The following is a 21,791-nucleotide window of genomic DNA, read 5'->3' on the forward strand; positions in this document are numbered from 1 at the left end:
GGGCGGGCTTCCGCCGGTACGATCGGGGTATCTGGCGGCTTTCGCGCTTCGGTGGCATACTCCGCAACAACTGGCCCGGAGGTTCCATGACAGGTTTTTCCCGCCGATCCCTTCTCGTGCTGGCCGGTGCGGCGGTGGTCGCCGCATGCGGCGGTGGCGACCGGCCCGCCGTCTCGACCAGCGGCGCGGTCGCGGACCCGCCGCTTTTTCCCAACGAGACGCCGGAACTGCGGCGCCTGATCAACAGCTACGCCGACCGCTACGGCGTGCCGCGCGCGCTGGTTCACCGGCTCGCCGTTCGCGAAAGCACGCATCGGCCCGGCGCCCGCAACGGGCCCTACTACGGGCTCTTGCAGATCCACCCGACCACGGCGCGCACGATGGGGTTCCGCGGCGACCCGGCGGACCTGCTGGATGCCGAGACCAACCTGAAATACGCGGTGAAATACCTGCGCGGCGCCTACATGGTCGCCGACGGCGACCCCGACGATGCCATCATGTGGTATGCGCGCGGCTACTACTACGAGGCCAAGCGCAAGGGCCTGCTGGTGGAAACGGGGCTGCGGCCCGGCTGACACCGGGCCGCACCGGTCATGCGGCCTGCCGTTCCCGGCCCGCCAGCGTGCGGTAGGTGCTCCAGGTCGCGCCGCGGTCGGTGTAGCAGCCGCGCAGGTGGCGCTGTCCGCTGTCTGCCGAGAACCCTTCACGGCCGTGGACGATCCGGTGGTTGTCGAAGACGATGCATTCGCCCGCGTTCAGCCGGAACCGGCAGACGAAGCGATCGTCCTGCATCATGCGGATGAACTTGCAGAAGGCGGGGTAATAGCTGTCGAGGACCCCCTGCGGCAGGTCCATGTCCTCCTGCAAGTGCTGCGAGATCGTCACGCCCGAGACGTTGCCGTTCGCGTCGAGCTCGATCACCTTCTGGTGCGCGCGGTAGTCCCAGCCGTCGTGCCGGTAAAAGAACGGTATTGCATGGGTGGCCAGCAAGTCGAACGCCACCGGATCCTCTTCGCGCAGGGTTTCGGCCACCGCCGCGCCATCGAGGAACAGGCTGCGCCCGCCCTCGACGGTGTTCGCGCGGCAATGCAGGAACTGCACGCCCGGCGCCATCTCCTCGCCCGGCAGGTCGGTGTGCATCTCCAGCGGCCCGGCGGTGAAGGCCAGGTTCGTCGGCGCGATCTCCAGCCGGACCTCGAAGTAATGCCCCTCGGCCGTGGGCGTGACGGGGCCGAGGCAGTTGACCAGCCGGGTGAGGCTTGCGTCGCTGTCCTCCATCCCGGTGACCAGCGCGACGCCTTCCTCGATCAGCGCGCGGGCAAGCCGGGCGCGGCCCGCTTCGGTGGTCTCGATCTCGGCCTGCGGTATGCGCCGGAAATCCGCGTCGTGCCCGGCGTACCAGAGGATGCGGGGCAGGTCGGCCGGGTCAGGCTTCTGGCCGTGGGTCGCGAAGGCCTCCAGTCGCTCGAGCGGCAGGCGCGTGACGTGATCCTCGTTCGCCCAGTCGATTTCCAGCACCCCTTCGGCGACGCGTGCTCGCCGGGCCGACGGCGCGGCGTCCAGCGAGGTGACGTCGAAGACCCGTTCGCGCGTCTGCGGGTCGATCGTGGTGGGGCAGGCATCGCGCAGCCAGTGGTAATTGAAATAGGTTTCGCCGCGCGACAGCGGTGCGAAAAGCCCGTTGTCCGCAAGCCGGACCTCGGTCTGCGTCATGGTCGTCTCCGTGGTTTTCCAGTGTGTTTCAGGCGGCGTAGTCGGAGCCTTCCGCGTCGAGGATGGCCTTTAGCTCCGCCATGTGGCGTTCGGCCTGGCCGGGATAGTCCTCCAGTTCGCGGGCGGTCTTTTCGGCCACGTCGTCGGACAGAACGCGCAGCGGCCGGCCGGTCTGCAGCGCGCGGATGTAGGTTTCGGCGGCGCGCTCGAAATAATAGAGCCGGTTGAAGGTGTCGGCGACCGTGTCGCCGATCACCATGACACCGTGGTTGCCCATGATCATCACCTTCTGCTTGGGGTCGGTGAAAAGCTGCGCGCAGCGTTCTCCCTCGTCCTCGAAGGCCAGCCCGCCGTAGCCGTCGTCGATGACGTAACGGTTGAAGAAGGTCGCGCAGTTCTGGTCGATCGGCGGCAGGGTGCTGTCGGCAAGACAGGCCAGCACGGTGGCGTGGATCGAGTGAACGTGCATGGCGCAGCGCGCGTGGGGGCAATGCCGGTGCAGCCCGCCGTGCAGGCCCCAGGCGGTGGGGTCGGGCGCACCGGGCTTTTCCAGCGTGTCGGGATCGTTCGCGTCCACCTCGATCAGGTCGCTGGCCCTGATGCGCGCGAAATGCATCTGGTTGGGATTCATCAAAAAGCGCGTGCCATCCTCGTTGATGGCAAGGCTGAAGTGGTTGGCTACCGCCTCGTGCATGTTCATCCGGGCCGTCCAGCGGAAAGCGGCGGCGAGGTCCACGCGCTCGGCCCAGTGGGTGATGTTCGCGGTTCGGATGTCCTCGGGCATTCTCGGCTCCGTGCTTGGGTTGCCCATTGGGTCGCAGGGCCGGGCCGCGTTTACAAGAAACGGATTCGCTGGCATTCCATTAGAAAAGCTTATTGGCCGCTTGAAGGTATGCCATGGCGTTTTCCACCCTGCCGCACCTGACGTGGCTGCGCGCCTTCGAGGCGACCGCGCGGCACCTGTCGTTCACGCTGGCGGCGCGGGAGCTCAATCTCACGCAGTCCGCCGTCAGCCAGCACGTTCGCAACCTCGAATCCTTCCTCGGCCGGGAACTGTTCGAGCGGCGCACGCGGGCGCTGGAGCTGACGGAGGCCGGCGCGAACTACCTGCCCACGGTGCGCGAGGCATTCGACCTGCTGGCGCAGGGCACGCGCTCGTTCATCGGCGGGGCGCCGGGACGGTCGATCATCGTGCAGTGCAACCTCGGGTTCTCGCTGTTCTGGCTGACGCCGCGGCTGGGCCGGCTCAAGGCCGCCTATCCGTGGCTGACGCTCAATATCGTGACGCCGATCTGGAACCCCGAACGCGAGGCGGACCAGGCGGCGCTCGAGATCCGCTTCGCCCGCGAAAGCGATATCTCGTCGCAAGCCGAGCGGTTGACGCGGGACCGGTTCTTCCCGGTGTGCCGCCCCGATTACCAGGGCGGGGCGGTGGACCTCGACACCGCCGTGCTGTTCGACTGCCCCGGCATCACCGGAAGCTGGGAGGCCTGGTTCAAGTCGCAGGGCAAGAGCTTCACGCGCGGTGCCGAGGTGATGATCGGCTCCACCTTCGGCATCGGGATCAACGCGGCGCTTCAGGGTACGGGGATCGCGATGGCGCACGACACGCTGGTGGGCGACATGATCGCGCGTGGTGATCTCGTCCGGCCTTTCGATCATGCCCCGCGCCTGTCCGAGGGGTATTTCCTGCTGCCACCGCCGCGCCATGCGGAAACGCCGGCGTCACGCGCGTTCATCGCGTGGGTGAAATCCGAGTTGGCAGAAGCCTGAGCGCGTGCCGCCCGCTGTGTTGATCCGCCGGGCGGGCCGTGCCACCGTGCGCCATGGCCAGGAACGACAAGCCGGATACGCAGGACAGCGTCACGGTCGGCGGTGCGACGATGCCCGCGCTGCCGGCGGCCGAGGAATTCTCCGACGCCGAGGCGGCTGTCGATCGACTGATCGCGCTATACGATGCCTCTGCGCGGTTTCTTTGCGACGCGTTCTCGGATGCGCTGCGCAACGGCCCGCCGAAAGAGCGCATCCGCGCCTGTTACCCCGAGATCCGGGTTTCGACCACGACCTTCGCCCAGGTCGACAGCCGCCTGAGCTTCGGTCACGTCTCGCAGCCGGGCACGCATGCCACGACTGTCACGCGACCCGATCTGTTCCGGGATTACCTGGTGCAGCAGCTCGGACTCTTGCTGGAAAACCACCGGGTGCCCGTGCGCATAGGCGTGTCGGACACGCCCATGCCGGTGCATTTCGCCGTGGCGAACGACGCCTCGGTCAGCGTGCCGCAGGAGGGCGCGGCTGAGTTCACTTTGCGGGATGTCTTCGACGTGCCGGACCTTGGCACCACCAACGACGACATCGTCAACGGCACCCACGTGCCCGGCCCGGATGGCACCGGCCCTCTGGCCCCTTTCACCGCGCAGCGGGTCGACTATTCGCTGGCGCGGCTTTCGCATTACACGGCGACCGACCCAGAGCATTTCCAGAACCACGTCCTGTTCACGAACTACCAGTTCTACGTCTCGGAGTTCGAGGCCTACGCACGGCGCATGCTGGCCGATCCCGAAAGCGGCTACACCGCGTTCGTGGCGACCGGGAACGCACGGATCACCGGGGCGGACGCCCCGCTGGAGGTGCCGGGGAAGCTGCCGCAGATGCCGGCCTATCACCTGAAGCGGGCCGATCATTCCGGGATCACGCTGGTCAACATCGGGGTGGGCCCGTCGAATGCCAAGACCGCCACCGACCACATCGCCGTGCTGCGCCCGCATGCCTGGATCATGGTCGGCCACTGCGCGGGCCTGCGCAACAGCCAGCAGCTTGGTGATTTCGTGCTGGGTCATGCCTATTTGCGGGAGGACGGCGTTCTGGACAACGACGTGCCGTCATGGGTCCCCGTGCCCGCGCTGGCGGAAATCCAGATCGCGCTGGAACAGGCGGTGGCCGCCGAAACCCGGCTGGAAGGCTACGACCTCAAGCGCGTGATGCGCACCGGCACGGTGGCGAGCTTCGACAACCGCAACTGGGAGTTGCGCGACCAGGCCGGCCCGGTGCAACGCCTGAGCCAGTCGCGCGCCATCGCTCTGGACATGGAAAGCGCGACCATCGCGGCCAACGGTTTCCGCTTCCGCGTGCCCTACGGCACGTTGCTGTGCGTGTCCGACAAGCCGCTGCACGGGGAACTCAAGCTGCCGGGCATGGCAAGCGATTTCTACAAGACACAGGTGGCACGCCACCTGATGATCGGGATCCGCGCGATGGAGACGTTGCGGCAGATGCCGCTTGAGCGCATCCACAGCCGGAAACTGCGCAGTTTCGAGGAAACGGCGTTCCTGTGATGCAGCATCGGGCCGCCAAATCGCCTTAAAATGGCTTGCGTTTCGCCACTATTCGTTGTGTTGAACTGCGATATGACCTTAGGTTGGGCGAATTAAGTCCAAGGAAGCGGGACAGTGGAAGGAGACCAAGAAATGGCAAAACCGATGACCAAGACCCAGCTCGTTGCTGCACTGGCCGAGGAAATGGGCACGGACAAGAAGACGGCGAGTGGCGCGCTGGACGCCATCACGTCGGTCATCACGCGCGAGGTGTCGCAGGGCGGCGCGGTGACCCTGCCGGGCGTGGGCAAGATCTATTGCCGTGAACGCCCCGAGCGCATGGTGCGCAACCCGGCCACGGGTGAACAGATCCGCAAGGATGCCGACAAGGTCGTGAAGATGACGATCGCCAAGGCGCTCAAGGACAGCGTCAACGACTGACCGGCTTGCACATCGTGACGGTTTGAGGAAGGGTCGCCGCCACGGCGGCCCTTTTCATCTTTGCAGCGGGAGGCGGGCATGGACATCCGGGCGATCGCGATGGGGCTGGCGTTCGCCGTCATGTGGTCCAGCGCCTTCACCTCCGCGCGGGTGATCGTCGCCGACGCGCCGCCGCTGACGGCACTGGCGCTGCGGTTCCTGATCTCGGGCATGCTCGGTGTTCTGGTCGCGCGCGCCATGGGGCAGAGCTGGCGGCTGACGCGCGGCCAGTGGCGGGCGACCGTCGTGTTCGGCGTGTGTCAGAACGCGCTCTACCTCGGCCTGAACTTCGTCGCCATGCAGACGATCGAGGCCTCTCTGGCCGCCATCATCGCCTCGACCATGCCGTTGCTGGTGGCGCTGGCCAGCTGGCTGGTGTTCGGCGAACGCCTTGGTCTGCTGGGGATCGGAGGGCTCGTCGCCGGGTTCACCGGGGTGGTCATCATCATGGGGGCGCGGCTTGAAGCGGGGGTGGATCCGTTCGGCCTGTCGCTTTGCATCGCGGGGGTGCTCGCCCTGACGCTGGCCACGCTGGCGGTGCGCGGGGCGACGTCGGGCGGCAATTTCCTGATGATCGTGGGCCTGCAGATGCTGGTGGGCAGCGGCGTGCTCGCGCTGGTGGCGCTGCCCATCGAGACGGTCGATGTGACCTGGAGCTGGCAGCTGATTGCCGCCTTCACCTACACGACGCTGGTGCCCGGGTTGGCGGCCACGCTCGTGTGGTTCCTGCTGGTCAACCGGATCGGGGCCACGCGGGCGGCGACGTTCCACTTCCTCAACCCGTTCCTCGGGGTGGCGATCGCCGCTCTTGTGCTCAGCGAGGCGCTGGGCGCCGGCGACCTGCTTGGCGTGATCGTCATCATGGGCGGCATCCTGGCGGTGCAGATGTCGCGCCAGCGCTCGGCGCCGGCGCGACCTCGGGCCTGAGCGGGCGGGTCAGGACGCCGGCTGCCCCTCGGGGGCCGATGACCGGCCGCCGGCCCAGTTCACCGCGCGCTGGCCGAGTTCCCTGAACTTCGACGACACGCTGTCGAGCTTGGCGGTCCAGTCCGGATCGGGTGTCTGGCCGTCCGTGACGCGGAAATAGGCCTGGAGCAGGCACGCCAGCGCGAAGGGCTCCAGCACGGCCGCCTTCACCGCCCAGGCGAACAGGATGGCGAAAACGAAACCGCCCGCCGACCATGCACCGGGGATCAGGTAGACGATGGCGCCCGCGGGGGCCAGCATCACGAGGAACACGAGGAATGCCAGGACATAGGTCACCAGCGTGATGACCGCGGCATTTCCCAGCATCGCCTTCGCGTTCTGTCCGTAAAGAACCAGCGCGTCGCGCGCCCCGCTCCACGGGTTCTCGGCCTCGCTGCGTATGAGGTGGGCAAGGATCACCTCGTCCACCAGGCCCACGGCCACCCGCAGGAAGGCGCGGACCACGCGCATCAGCCCGTCCAGCGCCGGGATCGGCAGCAGAGAGGCGATGCCCTCGACCAGTCCGGTGATGGCGCGGACCACGCCCTTGACCAACTGGTCGAGGCCGAAAAGCACGTTGGCCTGACCGAAACGCTCCTTCACGACGGCCTGCGCATGGCCGATCTGGCCGCGCCCCTCGGGCAACTCGCGGCCGTCGATGTATTCGATCATCACCGCGATATGGCCGGCCTTGACCATGTAGAGGATGTATTCGCGCAGGAAGTACAGCACCGCCGCCGTCGCGCCGAAACCGATTCCGCCACCCCAGAAGGTTGTCGTTGCCTGGAAATCGGCATCGCCCATCGCACCGATGCCCCAGCCGATCCCCGCGCCCGCCCCGGTGACCAGCACATAGGCGACCGCGATGCCGAAATAGACCAGCATCCGGAACACCAGGAACGGCGCCGTGCGCCGAAGGATGGTAAGGGACTTGCCGAAGGAAAAATCCGTCATGGGAAAACCCGCCCTGTTGCATGTCTGGGCGGCATCGTGCCGCAGGCACGACCGGATGAAAAGGTGCTTCCCGCGCCGCCTGCGTCATGCGCCGGGTCCTCGCGTTGGGGCCGTGCCGGCAAAGTCGCTTCACCCCGCCCGCCTGACGCGTTAGATACGCCGCACGTCAGGCAGGAGAGAACATGAGCACACCCAAACCCGTCGTCCTGTGCATCCTTGATGGCTGGGGGCTGTCGGAGGACACGCAGGCCAACGCGCCGGCGCTGGCGGACACGCCCAACTTCGACCGGCTGATGGCGCAGTGCCCGCACGCCACGTTGACGACGCACGGTCCCGATGTGGGGCTGCCCACGGGGCAAATGGGCAACTCCGAGGTGGGACACACCAACATCGGTGCGGGCCGGGTTGTGGCCATGGACCTCGGCCAGATCGACCTTGCGATCGAGGACGGCAGCTTTTTCGAATCCGGGGCGCTGACGCGCTTCATCGCCCGGTTGCGGGACACGGGCGGGACGGCGCACCTGATGGGCGTGATCTCGGACGGCGGGGTGCACGGGCATATCCGGCATGTCCGGGCCGCCGCCCGCGCGATCGCGGACGCCGGTGTGCCGGTCGTCGTTCACGCGGTGACGGATGGCCGCGACGTGGCGCCGAAATCGGCTATCAGGTTCATCGCGTCATTGGCCGAGGGTCTGCCGGACGGCGCGCGCATCGGCACGGTCACGGGCCGCTATTTCGCGATGGACCGCGACAACCGCTGGGACAGGGTGCAGGAAGCCTATTCCGCGATGATTCGCGGCCAGGGCCAGCACGCCGCGTCGGCCGAGGCGGCGGTGCGCAATGCCTATCACCGGTCAGAGACCGACGAGTTCATCACTGCCACGGTCGTCGGCGACTACGCGGGGGCGTCGGATGGCGACGGGTTCTTCTGCCTGAACTTCCGCGCTGACCGTGCGCGCGAGATCCTGCGCGCGGTGGCGGAGCCGGATTTCGACGCCTTCGATGTCGCGGGGCGCCCTGACTGGGCCGCGCTTCTGGGCATGGTGGAATACTCCGAGTCGCACAACGCGTGGCTGGAGACCGTCTTTCCCCCGCGCGAGCTCCGCAACACGCTCAGCGAATGGGTGGCCGGCCAGGGGCGCAGCCAGTACCATGTCGCCGAGACGGAAAAATACCCGCATGTCACCTTCTTCCTTGCCGGTGGCAAGGAAGCCCCCGAGAAAGGGGAGGATCGTTACATGGCGCCCTCGCCCAGGGTGGCCACCTATGACCTGCAGCCCGAGATGTCGGCGGACGAGGTTACCGACCACCTGGTCGAAGCGATCGCATCGGGTTACGACCTGATCGTCGTGAACTATGCCAACCCCGACATGGTCGGCCACACCGGTGACCTTGAGGCGGCAAAGGCGGCCTGCGAAGCGGTCGATTCCGGGCTGGGCCGCGCCCTGGGCGCACTGGATCGCGCAGGCGGTGCCATGATCGTCACAGCCGATCATGGCAACTGCGAAGTCATGGTCGACCCGGACACCGGCGGGCCGCACACCGCGCATACGCTCAACCCGGTGCCGGTGATCCTGGTGGGCGGGCCCGAGGGCGCGCGGCTGCGCGATGGGCGGCTGGCCGACCTGGCGCCGACTCTGCTGGCGCTGATGAACCTGCCGGTGCCTGACGAGATGACCGGCGAGTGCCTGATCGCATGAGGTGGGCGGCGCTGGCCATAACGCTTGCCTGCGCCGCGCCCGCCGCTGCACAGTCCGACCCGGCCGAGGCCGCCCGCGCCGCCGCCCGCCAGCTCGACGACGCGAGCGCGGCGCTCGAGGACGCCCGCGGCGCCCGCAACCGCGTAAAGGCGTTGACCCGAACCGTGCGCGCCTTCGAAACCGGTCTCCAGGCCATGCGCGAAGGGCTGCGCCGGGCCGCGATCCGCGAAGAGGGGCTGCGCCGCGACCTGCGTGCGCGCGAAGACGAGATCGCGCGCCTCCTAGGCGTGCTTCAGACCATGAGCCGCGCGCCCGCGCCGGTTCTGCTGCTGCACCCTGACGGCCCGGTCGGCACGGCGCGGTCGGGCATGATTCTGGCCGAGGTGACACCGGCGCTGAATGCGCGGGCGGACACGCTGCGCGAGACGCTCGATGAACTCGCCGTGCTGCGCGCGCTGCAACAGAACGCCTCCGATCAGTTGCGCGACGGGCTGACGCAGGTGCAGGAGGCCCGCGCCGCGCTGAGCCAGGCCATCGCCGACCGCGAGGACCTGCCGCGCCGTTTCACGGCCGATCCGGTCAGGACGGCGCTGTTGATCGCCGGCAGCGAAACGCTCGAGGGGTTCGCCAGCGGCCTGAGCCAGATCGCGGTGAACGAGGCGCCCGGCAGCCTTCCGGATATCTCCAAACGAAGGGGAGAACTGCCGATGCCGGTGCAGGGCCGGGTGCTGCACCGTGCCGGAGAGGCCGATGCCGCGGGCATTCGCCGTCCCGGCATCGTGGTGGCGACGCGGCCCCGCGCGCTGGTGACCACGCCGGCGGCGGCGACCGTCCGCTACCGCGGACCCTTGCTGGACTACGGCAATGTGATCATCCTCGAGCCGCAGGCCGGTCTGTTGTTCGTATTCGCCGGTCTCGACGAGGTTTACGGCAACACGGGCGAGGTTCTGCCCGGGGGGAGCCCGGTGGGGCTGATGGGCGGGCAATCCCCGTCCGGGGATGCGATTGTGTCGGAGGCTCCGCAAGCTACGGGTGCGGAGCGGAGCCAAACACTCTATATAGAGGTCAGAGAAGACAACAGCCCCGTCGATCCCGGCGACTGGTTCAAGACAGACAAGGATGACTGAGCGATGAAGAAATTCCTGATGGCCGCTGCTGCCGGCATTCTGGGCGGCGTGATCGTGACCACGCAGGTCGCCGCACCGCTGCTGGCGCAGGAAGCGGCCAAGAAGACGAACGTCTACGAACAGCTCGACCTGTTCGGAGACATATTCGAGCGCATCCGCGCGCAATACGTCGAGGAAGTCGACGAGGCCGAGCTGATCGAGTCTGCCATCGACGGCATGCTCAGTTCGCTCGATCCGCATTCGAGCTACCTGTCGCCCGACGACGCGGCCGACATGCGTGTCCAGACCCGCGGCGAGTTCGGCGGACTGGGAATCGAGGTCACGCAGGAGGACGGTTTCGTGAAGGTCGTCTCGCCGATCGACGGCACGCCAGCCGACGAGGCCGGGATCGAATCGGGCGACTTCATCACCCACGTTGACGGTGAAAGCGTGCTGGGCCTGACCCTGGACGAGGCTGTGGACCTGATGCGCGGCCCGGTGGGCTCGGAAATCATCATCACCGTGGTGCGCGAGGGCGAGGATGAACCCTTCGACGTCTCGATCGTGCGCGACACGATCACGCTGACCGCCGTGCGCGCGCGCACCGAACGCGACGCGGTCGTGCTGCGCGTGACCACCTTCAACGACCAGACCTATGACAACCTTGAAAGCGGGCTGGAGGAACAGGTCGAATCCGCCGGCGGGATGGAGAACGTCTCGGGCATCGTGCTGGACCTGCGCAACAACCCCGGCGGGCTGTTGACGCAGGCGATCAAGGTGGCCGATGCGTTCCTCGAGAAGGGCGAGATCGTCAGCACGCGCGGCCGTGACCCCGAAGACAGCGACCGCTTCAACGCCAGCGAGGGTGACCTGACCAACGGCAAGCCGATGGTGGTGCTCATCAACGGCGGCTCGGCCAGCGCCTCGGAAATCGTTGCCGGCGCCCTGCAGGATCACCGCCGCGCGATCATCGTCGGCACCAAGAGCTTCGGCAAGGGGTCGGTCCAGACGGTGATGCCGCTGCGCGGCGAGGCGGCGATGCGGTTGACCACCTCGCGCTACTACACGCCGTCGGGACGGTCGATCCAGGCGCTGGGCATCTCGCCCGATATCGTGGTCGAACAGCCCCGCCGCAGCGCCGAGGCCGAGACCGAGGAGGATGAGGGCAACGGTCCCCGCACCCGCTCCGAGGCCGACCTGCGCGGCCGGCTCGACAACGAGAGCCTGACAGAGGACCAGAAGCGCCAGATCGAGGAAGATCGCGCGCAGGCCGAAGCCGCCGCCAAGCTGCGCGAGGAGGACTATCAACTCGCCTATGCCGTCGATGTTCTCAAGGGGCTGACGGCGCTCGGCCAGGTCCGCTGACCCGCCCCGCTTTCGGAAGACAGGCCCCGGCGGCATCGCCGGGGCCTTTTCACATCGGGGGACTGGTCATACGCAATGCATCGGTCTGGCCCTATCGCGGCGCGGGCGATCTGCGGTCATAATGCAGGTGAAGCGGCCCCGTGCGGCCGGTAGAGGATCCCGTCCGGCAGGCCGGGCGCAACGGAAAGGGCGGAGCCATGGATGGCAGGTTGTCCAACGATATCGAGAAGGTGGTCGAGGCCGACCGTGCCCACGTCTGGCACCACCTGATCCAGCACAAGCCCTTCGAGACGGGCGAGCCGCGCGTGATCGTGGAGGGGCGCGGCATGCGCGTCTGGGATCAGACCGGCAAGGAGCATATCGATGCCGTCTCGGGCGGGGTCTGGACGGTCAACGTCGGCTATGGCCGGGAACGTATCGCCAACGCGGTGCGCGACCAGCTGGTGCAGCTGAACTATTTCGCGGGCGCCGCCGGCTCGGTCCCCGGCGCCCTGTTCGCCGAGAAGCTGACCTCGAAGATGCCGGGGCTGAGCCGGGTCTACTACACCAATTCCGGGTCCGAGGCGAACGAGAAGGCGTTCAAGATGGTGCGCCAGATCGCCGAGAAGCACCACGGCGGACGCAAGCACAAGATCCTTTATCGCGAGCGCGACTACCACGGCACCACGATCACCTGCCTGTCCGCCGGCGGCCAGGACGAGCGCAATGCGCAATACGGCCCCTTCACGCCGGGATTCGTCCGGGTGCCGCATTGCCTGGAATACCGCGCCCAGTGGGACCTGTCGGGTGAGGACTACGGCCGCGCCGCCGCCGACGCCATCGAGGAGGTGATCCTGGCCGAGGGGCCGGACACCGTCGGTGCGCTTTGCCTCGAACCGGTGACCGCGGGGGGCGGCGTCATCCCGCCGCCGCCCGGCTACTGGCCGCGGGTGCAGGAAATCTGCCGCAAGTACGACATCCTGCTGCACATCGACGAGGTCGTCTGCGGCGTGGGCCGCACCGGCACCTGGTTCGGCTACCAGCAATACGGCGTGGAGCCGGACATCGTGACCATGGCCAAGGGGGTCGCCTCGGGTTATGCGGCCATCGCCTGCTGCGTGACCACGGAGGCGGTCTTCGAGATGTTCAAGGAGGATGCGACCGATCCGCTGGACTATTTCCGCGACATCTCGACCTTCGGGGGCTGCACCGCCGGGCCGGCCGCCGCGCTGGAGAACATGGCGATCATCGAGGAAGAGGGCCTTCTGGACAACACGACCGAGATGGGCGCCTACATGCTGGACCGGCTGGGCGAGCTGAAGGAGCGGCACGCGGTGGTGGGCGACGTGCGCGGCAAGGGGCTGTTCCTGGGCGTGGAGCTCGTGGCCGATCGTGCCAGCAAGGACCCCGTCGACGAGACGCAGGCACAGGCCGTCGTGGGCGAATGCAACAAGCAAGGGGTCATCATCGGGATGACGAACCGTTCGATCCCCGGCTTCAACAACACGCTGTGCTATTCGCCCGCCCTGATCGCGACGCGCGACGACATCGACCGGATCGTCGAAGCGACGGACATGGCGTTGACGCGCGTTTTCGCGTGAACCGGCGCCGCGCTCAGAGCGGCGTCCGAAACACTCCCAGACCTGGCCCGGCCTTTTCCTGGCCGGGCCGTTTTTCCCGGTCGGGTTCCCGTCATTCGCCGTGCGCCGCGCGGCTGTCTTCGGGCGCCTCCGCGCGCTCGGTCATGCCGTAGTCGCGCATCACGTGCGCGACACGCAGCCGGTAGTCGGCGAACAGCGCGTCACGGCCCTTGGCCTGCGCGCTGCGGTGTTCAGCCAGTTGGCGCCAGGCCCGCAGCGCGGCCTCGTCGCGCCAGAACGAGATCGAGAGGATCCTCGACGGGTCCGTCAGGCTCTGGAACCGCTCGACCGAGATGAAGCCGTCGATCCCCTCGGCCAACGGGCGCATCTCCGCGGCAAGGTCGAAATAGGCTTGCTGGCATCCGTCCTTCGGCACGACCTCGAAAATCACGGCGATCATGGCATCCTCCCATCGCGTTTTCCGGCAACATCGGCCCGTTGGCCGACGGGCGCAAGCCATCACGTCCGCGGCGGCGGGTATCGGGCCAGATTGCATGGCCGATAAGGCCAGACTAGGCTGCCGTCATGGCAATACCCGTGGAAACCTTCTTTCTGGACCCGGATGCGCCCGGCACGCTTCAGGCCCGCATCCAGCAGATGATCGCCGAAGGCATCCTGTCGGGGCGGTTCGCCAAGGGCGAGAAGCTGCCGTCGTCGCGCAGGTTGGCCCGGCATCTCGGCGTCAGCCGGATCACCGTGACCCTAGCCTACACCGAGCTTCAGGCCGGCGATTACCTGACCGCGCGGGACCGGTCGGGTTACTTCGTGTCCGACACCGCGCCGGAGCCGCCCCAGTTCGCGGTGCGCCATCCCCGGCGTGATACCGTGGACTGGACGCGTGCGCTGGGCAGGCGGTTCACGGGCGGCGCGGTGCCGGAGAAACCGCAGGACTGGGCCGACTACCGCTACCCGTTCATCTACGGGCAGGCGGACCAGGCGCTGTTCGACCACGCCAACTGGCGGCACTGTGCACTGCGTGCGCTGGGGCAGAAGGATTTCCGCGCGCTGACCACCGATTACTTCGACCATGACGATCCGCAGCTGATCGAGTTCATCGCGCGGCACACCCTCCCGCGGCGCGGTATCTCGGCCGAACCCGACGAGATCCTCGTGACGATGGGGGCGCAGAACGCGCTGTGGCTGACCGCGCAGGTGCTGCTGACGCAACGGCGCACGGCCGCGATCGAGGACCCGTGCTACCACGCGCTGCGCGATATCCTGACCCACACCCGCTGCCACGTCGCACCCGTGCGGGTGGACCGTGACGGCCTGCCGCCCGAGGCGTTGCCACGGCAGGCGGACGTCATCTTCACCACGCCCAGCCACCAGAGCCCGACGACCGCGACGATGCCGGTGGCGCGGCGCAAGGCACTTCTGGACCGGGCGCGCGAGATGGAGGCGCTGATCGTCGAGGACGACTACGAGTTCGAGATGTCGTTCCTCGCCGCGCCGTCGCCCGCGCTCCGGTCGCTCGATTCGGACGGGCGGGTGATCTACGTCGGCAGTTTCTCCAAGTCGGTCTTTCCCGGTCTGCGGCTGGGATACCTTGTGGGGTCGCGTCCCTTCATCCGCGAGGCGCGGGCGCTGCGCGCCAGCGTGCTGCGCCATCCGCCGGGCCATATCCAGCGCACCGCCGCCTATTTCCTCAGCCTCGGGCACGCCGACAGCCTCAACCGGCGGACGGGGCGCGTGTTCGCCGAACGCCGCAAGGTGATGGAGGATGCCATCGGCCGCAACGGGCTCGAGATCGCGGGGCGCGGCGTGTTCGGCGGCTCGGCCTTCTGGATGCGCGCGCCCGACGGTGTCGACACCGAGGCGCTGGATGCGGACCTGCGCGCGCGCGGTGTGCTGATCGAACCCGGTCGCCCCTTCTTCCACGGGGCGCGGCCACCGCGGAACTACTATCGCCTGGCCTATTCCTCGATCCCGGCCGAGCGTATTCCCGACGGCATCGCGGAGATCGCGTCGGCCATCGGGTAAGGCCCAAACTGGTCATATCGTGCCGGGCATGCTGGCCCTATTCCGGGCAGCCGGCCGGCCGTAGTCTTGCGCCGTCGCCGTGGCGAAAGACGCGCCCGATGCCAGCCCATGCCGCAGGAGAACCGCCCATGAAAATGACCGTCGAGGAAGCCTTCGTGAAAACCCTGCAGATGCACGGCATCGAGCATGCCTTCGGCATCATCGGGTCGGCCTTCATGCCGATCTCGGACCTTTTCCCGAAGGCCGGCATCACCTTCTGGGACTGTGCCCACGAAGGCGCCGGCGGCATGATGGCCGACGGGTTCACCCGCGCCAGCGGCAAGATGTCGATGATGATCGCCCAGAACGGGCCGGGCATCACCAATTTCGTCACCGCGGTGAAGACCGCCTACTGGAACCATTCGCCGTTGCTGCTGGTCACGCCGCAAGCCGCGAACAAGACCATAGGGCAGGGCGGCTTCCAGGAGGTCGAGCAGATGGCGCTGTTCCAGGACATGGTCGCCTACCAGGAAGAGGTGCGCGACCCGTCCCGCGTCGCCGAGGTGCTCAACCGGGTGATCCAGAACGCCTGGCGGGCTTCCGCGCCCGCCCAGATCAACATGCCGCGCGATTACTGGACGCAGGTCATCGATATCGACCTGCCCGCCACGGTCCGGTTCGAACGTCCCCGAGGTGGCGAAGCCGCAATGGCGCGCGCCGCCGATCTTCTGTCGCGGGCAAGGTTCCCGGTGATACTGAACGGCGCGGGGGTGGTGCTGTCGGGGGCGATCCCCGACACCATCGAACTGGCCGAACGTCTCGATGCGCCGGTCTGCGTCGGTTACCAGCACAACGACGCATTTCCCGGCTCGCACCCGCTGTTCGCCGGACCGCTGGGTTACAACGGATCCAAGGCGGCGATGGAACTGATCGCGCAGGCCGACGTGGTGCTGGCGCTGGGCACGCGGCTCAACCCGTTCTCGACCCTGCCCGGCTACGGCATCGATTACTGGCCGAAGGATGCCGAGATCATCCAGGTGGATATCAACCCCGACCGGATCGGCCTGACCAAGCCGATCGGCGTCGGCATCGTGGGCGATGCCGGCAAGGTTGCGCGGGGCATCCTTGAGGGGCTGTCCGACAGCGCCGGCGACGAAGGCCGCGAGGCCCGCAAAGCCCGCATCGCCGAGACGAAATCCGCCTGGGCGCAGCAGCTTTCCAGCATGGACCACGAGGACGACGACCCCGGCACGAGCTGGAACGAGCGCGCCCGCGCCGCCAAGCCCGACTGGATGAGCCCCCGCATGGCGTGGCGCGCGATCCAGCAGGCGCTCCCGCGTGAGGCGATCATCAGTTCGGACATCGGCAACAACTGCGCCATCGGCAACGCCTATCCCAGTTTCGAGTCGGGGCGGAAATACCTGGCGCCGGGGCTGTTCGGCCCCTGCGGCTACGGCCTGCCGGCGATCATGGGGGCGAAGATCGGTTGCCCGGACACGCCCGTCGTGGGGTTCGCCGGCGACGGCGCCTTCGGCATCGCGGTGACGGAACTCACGGCCATCGGCCGCAAGGAGTGGCCTGCGATCACGCATATCGTGTTCCGCAATTACCAGTGGGGCGCCGAAAAGCGGAACTCGACGCTCTGGTACGACGACAACTTCGTGGGCACCGAGCTGGACGAGGGCGTGTCCTATGCCGGTATCGCCAAGGCCTGCGGGCTGAAAGGCGTGCAGGTCTACACGATGGACGAGCTGACCGGTGCGCTGGACACCGCGATCCGCGACCAGATGGAAAACGGCAAGACGACACTGATCGAGGTCATGATCAACCAGGAGCTCGGCGAGCCCTTCCGCCGGGACGCCATGAAGAAGCCGGTGGCGGTCGCCGGGATCGCCCCCTCCGACATGCGCCCGCAGGACGGATGAGCCGGATAAGACCGGTTTTGACGGGCTGGCGGAAAGTGCCTATGCCTGATGGGCGGGCCTGTGTGGCAGGCCGGCCGTCCACCGTGCGCCGCTGCGGGCGCGCAAAAAGGGGATCACCGCAGGCATGAGCCGCCGAGAGCCGCAGATCGAGACCTCGCCACCCGTCTCGGACGAGGTTCGCAAGACGACATGCTACATGTGTGCCTGCCGCTGCGGCATCGACGTGCACCTGAAGGACGGCAAGGTCGCCTACATCGACGGCAACAGGGATCACCCCGTGAACCGCGGCGTGCTCTGCGCGAAGGGGTCGGCGGGGATCATGCAGCACAATTCGCCCGCGCGGCTGCGCGCGCCCCTGCGCCGGACAGGGCCGCGCGGCTCGGGCGAGTTCGAGGAGATCACCTGGGAAGAGGCGCTGCGCACGGCCACGGACTGGCTCAGGCCGCTGCGCGAAACAGCGCCCGAGAAATTCGCCTTCTTCACCGGACGTGACCAGTCGCAATCGTTCACCAGCTTCTGGGCGCAGGCGTTCGGGACGCCCAACTACGCCGCGCACGGCGGGTTCTGCTCGGTCAACATGGCGGCCGCAGGTATCTACACCATGGGCGGCGCGTTCTGGGAATTCGGCCAGCCCGACTGGGAACGCACCAAGCTTTTCATGATCTTCGGCGTGGCCGAGGATCATGATTCCAACCCGATCAAGATGGGCATCGCGCGGCTCAAGGAACGCGGCGCACGGGTGATCGGCGTGAACCCGATCCGTTCGGGATACAACGCGGTGGCCGACGACTGGGTCGGCATCACGCCGGGCACCGACGGGCTTTTCATCCTCGCCCTGGTACACGAACTGCTGCGCGCGGGGCGGATCGACCTCGACTATCTCGCCCGCTACACCAACGCGCCCGTGCTGGTGAACGGCGATCGACAATCGGCCGAGCACGGGTGCCTGCTGCGCGACGATGCCGGCACGCCGCTGGTGATGGACAGGGCGACGGGACGCCCCGCGCCTTTCGACCGGCCCGGCGTCAAGCCGGACCTGAACGGTGTGCTGGAGCGTGATGGCGTCACGCACCGGCCGGTGATGCATCTGTTGGCGGAACGCTATCTCGATGCGGCCTACGCGCCGGACGCGGTGGCCGACCGCTGCGGCGTGGCGCCGGCCCGGATCCGCGCCATCGCGGCCGAACTCGCGCGCGTGGCCTTCGACGAGGCGATCACGCTCGACCGCGAATGGACGGATTTCCGCGGCGAGACGCACACGACGATGACCGGCCGGCCCGTCAGCTTCCACGCGATGCGCGGCATCTCGGCCCATTCCAACGGGTTCCAGACGGCGCGCGCGCTGCATCTGCTGCAGATCCTGCTGGGATCGGTCGAGGTGCCCGGCGGGTTCCGGTTCAAACCGCCCTATCCCAAGTCCGTTCAAGCTCACCCCCGCCCCCATGCCGAAACCACGCCGGACAGCCCGCTCGACGGCCCGCACCTGGGTTTCCCGCTGGGACCGGAGGACCTGGCGCTGACCGATGATGGCCAACCCGCCCGCATCGACAAGGCGTTCTCGTGGGAAAACCCGCTCAGTGCGCACGGGCTGATGCACATGGTCATCTCGAACGCGCACGCCGGGGATCCGTACCGGATCGACACGCTCATGCTCTACATGGCGAACATGGCCTGGAACTCGTCGATGAACACGCGCGGCGTGATGGAGATGCTCACCGACACCGACGAGGACGGTGAATACCGCATCCCGCGCATCATCTACTCGGATGCCTACAGCTCCGAGATGGTCGCCTATGCCGATCTGGTGCTGCCCGACACCACCTACCTGGAACGGCATGACTGCATATCGCTGCTCGACCGCCCGATTTCCGAGGCGGACGCCGCCGCCGACGCCATCCGGTGGCCGGTGGTCGAGCCCGAGCGCGACGGCCACGCGGGCGTGCGCGGTTTCCAGTCGGTGCTGTGCGATCTCGGGGCACGGCTGGGGCTGCCGGGGTTCGTCGATGGGGCGGGCGCCCCGAAATACGCCGATTACGCCGATTACATCGTCAACCACGAGCGCAAGCCGGGCATCGGCCCGCTGGCCGGCTGGCGCCACGGGCGGAAGGGGCTGACGCATGGCCGCGGGGCGCCGAACCCGGCGCAGCTCAACAGCTACATCGCCAACGGCGGGTTCTTCGTGAAGCCGATCCCCGACGAGGCGGCCTTCTTCAAGCCGTGGAACAGGGCCTACCAGGACTGGGCGGTCAACCTGGGGCTCTTCGACAGCCCGCAACCCTACGTCTTCGACATCTATTCCGAGCCCCTGCGCCGGTTCCAGCTGGCCGCCGAGGGCCACGGCGACCGCCAGCCGCCCGACCACCTGCGCGGGCAGATCGCCCGTGCGTTCGACCCGTTGCCGATCTGGTACCCGCCGTTCGAGCATTCCGCTTCCGACACCGGGGCCTACCCGCTGCACGCGCTGACGCAGCGGCCGATGGCGATGTATCACAGCTGGGGCAGCCAGAATGCCTGGCTGCGCCAGATCCACGGGGTGAACCCGCTCTACCTGCCCACGAAGGTCTGGCACGACCACGGCTTCGCCGAAGGCGACTGGGCGCGGGTCACCTCGCCCCACGGCGAGATCACCGTGCCGGTGGCGCACATGGCGGCGCTGAATCCCGATACAGTCTGGACGTGGAACGCCATCGGCAAGCGCAAGGGGGCATGGGCGCTCGACAAGGACGCGCCGGAGGCCACGAAGGGCTTCCTGCTCAACCACCTCATCCACGAACTGCTTCCCCCCAAGGCCGACGGGATGCGGTGGTCGAACTCGGACCCGGTGACGGGGCAGGCGGCCTGGTTCGACCTGCGCGTGCGCCTCGAGAAGGCCGCGCCGCCGGCGGAAAGCCGGCCGGCCTTCGGCGAGATCGCCTCGCCCGTGGGTCGTGGACCGGCCGAACTGACATGGAAGGTCGGCGAATGACCGGCCCCGCCCTTCATCTTGCCCGAAATACTCCGGGGGAGTCGCCCGCAGGGCGACGGGGGCAGCGCCCCCTTGGCCCCCCGGCAACCAGCGAGGTGTGCCCGTGACGGATCTGCCCGAGACGACCGACCGAAAGCTGGGCCTGGTGATCGATCTGGACACCTGCGTGGGCTGTCATGCCTGCGTGGTCTCCTGCAAGGGCTGGAACACCGAGAACTACGGCGCGCCCCTGTCAGACCGGGACCCCTACGGCGCCGACCCGTCGGGCACCTTCCTCAACCGGGTGCACAGTTACGAGGTCGAGCCCGAAGAGGGGGCGCCGCAGCTCGTGCATTTCCCCAAGTCCTGCCTGCATTGCGAGGACGCGCCCTGTGTCACGGTCTGCCCGACCGGCGCGAGTTTCAAGCGTGGCGCGGACGGCATCGTTCTGGTCAACGAGGCCGACTGCATCGGCTGCGGTCTGTGTGCCTGGGCCTGCCCCTACGGCGCGCGCGAGATGGACGCGGCCGAAGGCGTCATGAAGAAATGCACGCTCTGCGTCGACCGGATCTACAACGAGAACCTCGCACAGGAGGACCGCGTGCCCGCCTGCGTGCGCACCTGCCCAGCGGGTGCACGGCATTTCGGCGACCTGGGCGACCCCGACAGTGATGTCAGCCGCCTGGTGGCCGAGCGGGGCGGCATGGACCTGATGCCCGAACAGGGAACGACGCCCGTGAACAAGTACCTGCCGCCACGCCCGCGCGACACGCTGGGCACCGGCGCCCGCGCGGCGCAGGCGCCATCGCTCGAACCTGTGGCCGAGGACGCGCAGGGCTGGCTCGGCTGGCTCGACCGCGCCCTGTCGAGGTTCTGAGAATGCATCCCGCGCCCTCCGTCATCGTCTTCACCACGCTTTCGGGGGCCGGCTTCGGCTTGCTGTTCTGGCTGGGCCTCGGGGTGCCGGACGTGCGCGGGCTTAGCGCCTTCGCCTTCTTCGTGATCGCCTATCTGCTCGCGGCGGGCGGGCTGATGGCGTCGACCCTTCACCTCGGCCGGCCCGAACGGGCGCTCAAGGCCTTCACCCAGTGGCGCACGAGCTGGCTGTCGCGCGAGGCATGGCTGAGCGTCGCGGCGCTGCTGGCGATGGCAGCGTACGGCGCGGGGCTGGTGTTCGTCGATACCCGCGTGCCGTGGCTGGGCTGGCTTGGCGCGGCGCTTGCGGCGGCGACGGTGCTGGCCACCTCGATGATCTACACCCAGATCGCGGCGGTGCCGCGCTGGCACACGGCGCTGACGCCGGCGCTTTTCCTCGCGCTGTCCGCCGGCGGCGGGGCGCTGCTGGCCGGGCAGGTGACGGCCGCGCTGGCGCTGCTGGCCCTGGCGGCGGTGGTGCAGATCGCGTGGTGGCTGCGCGGCGACGGCGCCCTCGCGCTGTCGCGCACGGACATGTCCAGCGCGACAGGTCTGCCGGGGCGGGTGCGCGCCTTCGAGCCGCCGCACACCGGCCCGAACTACCTGCTGCGCGAGATGGTGTTCCGGGTGGGGCGCAAGCATGCGCTCAAGCTTCGGGGCATCGCCCTTGTCCTGGGCTACCTCGCGCCGGTCGTGCTGCTGCTCGTCCCCTTCGCGCACTGGCTGGCCGCGGTGGCCGTGCTGGCGCATCTTGCTGGCATAGCCGTCTCGCGCTGGCTGTTCTTCGCAGAGGCCGAGCACGTGGTCGGCCTCTACTACGGCATGCGCTGA

18 protein-coding genes are annotated in these 21,791 nt (G+C 68.0%); 14 read left to right on the top strand and 4 right to left on the bottom strand.

The features are described from left to right. Positions 1-86 precede the first annotated feature (86 nt). Positions 87-575, top strand: a complete 489-nt coding sequence (locus CEF10_RS05070) for a lytic transglycosylase domain-containing protein (protein WP_101066991.1) — start codon at positions 87-89, stop codon at positions 573-575. Positions 576-591: 16 nt separating this feature from the next. On the opposite strand, the gene CEF10_RS05075 is transcribed toward CEF10_RS05070, so the two are convergent. After that, positions 592-1,713 carry a TauD/TfdA family dioxygenase gene (locus CEF10_RS05075; protein ID WP_101066993.1) on the bottom strand — a complete coding sequence of 374 codons (1,122 nt, stop codon included), beginning with the start codon at positions 1,711-1,713 and terminating at the stop codon, positions 592-594. Between the two features lie 28 nt (positions 1,714-1,741). Next, entirely contained in the window at positions 1,742-2,497 is a 756-nt protein-coding gene (locus tag CEF10_RS05080) for a class II aldolase and adducin N-terminal domain-containing protein (RefSeq protein ID WP_101066995.1), read from the bottom strand. A gap of 113 nt (positions 2,498-2,610) precedes the next feature. Between CEF10_RS05080 and CEF10_RS05085 the strand changes: the two genes are divergently transcribed. The 4 genes from CEF10_RS05085 (at position 2,611) to CEF10_RS05100 (ending at position 6,434) form a co-directional block, all read left to right on the top strand. Next, complete coding sequence (locus tag CEF10_RS05085; protein ID WP_101066998.1) at positions 2,611-3,486, top strand: LysR family transcriptional regulator; 876 nt, start codon at positions 2,611-2,613, stop codon at positions 3,484-3,486. A gap of 110 nt (positions 3,487-3,596) precedes the next feature. Further along, on the top strand, positions 3,597-5,048 hold the full coding sequence (locus CEF10_RS05090) for an AMP nucleosidase (RefSeq protein WP_101067106.1): 1,452 nt from the start codon (positions 3,597-3,599) through the stop codon (positions 5,046-5,048). A gap of 132 nt (positions 5,049-5,180) precedes the next feature. Further along, positions 5,181-5,468 carry an HU family DNA-binding protein gene (locus CEF10_RS05095; protein ID WP_101067000.1) on the top strand — a complete coding sequence of 96 codons (288 nt, stop codon included), beginning with the start codon at positions 5,181-5,183 and terminating at the stop codon, positions 5,466-5,468. A 78-nt stretch (positions 5,469-5,546) separates the two neighbouring features. After that, positions 5,547-6,434 carry a DMT family transporter gene (locus CEF10_RS05100; RefSeq protein WP_101067002.1) on the top strand — a complete coding sequence of 296 codons (888 nt, stop codon included), beginning with the start codon at positions 5,547-5,549 and terminating at the stop codon, positions 6,432-6,434. A 9-nt stretch (positions 6,435-6,443) separates the two neighbouring features. Here the strand turns inward: CEF10_RS05100 and CEF10_RS05105 are convergent, their stop codons facing one another. Continuing rightward, on the bottom strand, positions 6,444-7,427 hold the full coding sequence (locus CEF10_RS05105) for a hypothetical protein (protein WP_101067005.1): 984 nt from the start codon (positions 7,425-7,427) through the stop codon (positions 6,444-6,446). A 182-nt stretch (positions 7,428-7,609) separates the two neighbouring features. Here CEF10_RS05105 and gpmI point away from each other — a divergent pair, with 182 nt between their 5' ends. The 4 genes from gpmI to CEF10_RS05125 all read left to right on the top strand — a co-directional run bounded on the left by gpmI (position 7,610) and on the right by CEF10_RS05125 (position 13,178). Continuing rightward, the gene (gene gpmI / locus CEF10_RS05110) at positions 7,610-9,127 is read left to right on the top strand and encodes a 2,3-bisphosphoglycerate-independent phosphoglycerate mutase (protein WP_101067007.1); all 1,518 of its coding nucleotides are present in this window, start codon (positions 7,610-7,612) and stop codon (positions 9,125-9,127) included. Next, a complete protein-coding gene (locus CEF10_RS05115) occupies positions 9,124-10,254 on the top strand; it encodes a murein hydrolase activator EnvC family protein (RefSeq protein WP_101067009.1) in 1,131 nt (376 codons plus the stop codon). The genes gpmI and CEF10_RS05115 overlap by 4 nt, the downstream gene beginning before the upstream one ends. Before the next feature lie 3 nt (positions 10,255-10,257). Next, positions 10,258-11,598, top strand: a complete 1,341-nt coding sequence (locus CEF10_RS05120; RefSeq protein ID WP_101067011.1) for a S41 family peptidase — start codon at positions 10,258-10,260, stop codon at positions 11,596-11,598. Positions 11,599-11,795: 197 nt separating this feature from the next. Continuing rightward, entirely contained in the window at positions 11,796-13,178 is a 1,383-nt protein-coding gene (locus CEF10_RS05125; protein WP_101067013.1) for an aminotransferase family protein, read from the top strand. A gap of 91 nt (positions 13,179-13,269) precedes the next feature. Here the strand turns inward: CEF10_RS05125 and CEF10_RS05130 are convergent, their stop codons facing one another. Continuing rightward, entirely contained in the window at positions 13,270-13,617 is a 348-nt protein-coding gene (locus CEF10_RS05130) for an antibiotic biosynthesis monooxygenase family protein (RefSeq protein WP_101067015.1), read from the bottom strand. 125 nt (positions 13,618-13,742) lie between these two features. Here CEF10_RS05130 and pdxR point away from each other — a divergent pair, with 125 nt between their 5' ends. From pdxR to CEF10_RS05155, 5 genes are all read left to right on the top strand, one after another. After that, positions 13,743-15,197: a MocR-like pyridoxine biosynthesis transcription factor PdxR gene (gene pdxR / locus CEF10_RS05135; protein WP_101067017.1), complete on the top strand. Its 1,455-nt coding sequence runs from the start codon at positions 13,743-13,745 to the stop codon at positions 15,195-15,197. A gap of 128 nt (positions 15,198-15,325) precedes the next feature. Beyond that, entirely contained in the window at positions 15,326-17,101 is a 1,776-nt protein-coding gene (xsc, locus tag CEF10_RS05140) for a sulfoacetaldehyde acetyltransferase (RefSeq protein ID WP_101067019.1), read from the top strand. A gap of 124 nt (positions 17,102-17,225) precedes the next feature. Then, positions 17,226-20,066 carry a molybdopterin oxidoreductase family protein gene (locus CEF10_RS05145; protein WP_101067021.1) on the top strand — a complete coding sequence of 947 codons (2,841 nt, stop codon included), beginning with the start codon at positions 17,226-17,228 and terminating at the stop codon, positions 20,064-20,066. Positions 20,067-20,169: 103 nt separating this feature from the next. Next, positions 20,170-20,922, top strand: a complete 753-nt coding sequence (locus CEF10_RS05150; protein ID WP_101067107.1) for a 4Fe-4S dicluster domain-containing protein — start codon at positions 20,170-20,172, stop codon at positions 20,920-20,922. A 2-nt stretch (positions 20,923-20,924) separates the two neighbouring features. Continuing rightward, positions 20,925-21,791, top strand: coding sequence for a dimethyl sulfoxide reductase anchor subunit family protein (locus CEF10_RS05155; RefSeq protein ID WP_101067023.1), 867 nt, complete (start codon positions 20,925-20,927; stop codon positions 21,789-21,791).

The organism is Roseovarius salinarum, from assembly GCF_002834145.1.
Classification (GTDB): domain Bacteria; phylum Pseudomonadota; class Alphaproteobacteria; order Rhodobacterales; family Rhodobacteraceae; genus Roseovarius; species Roseovarius salinarum.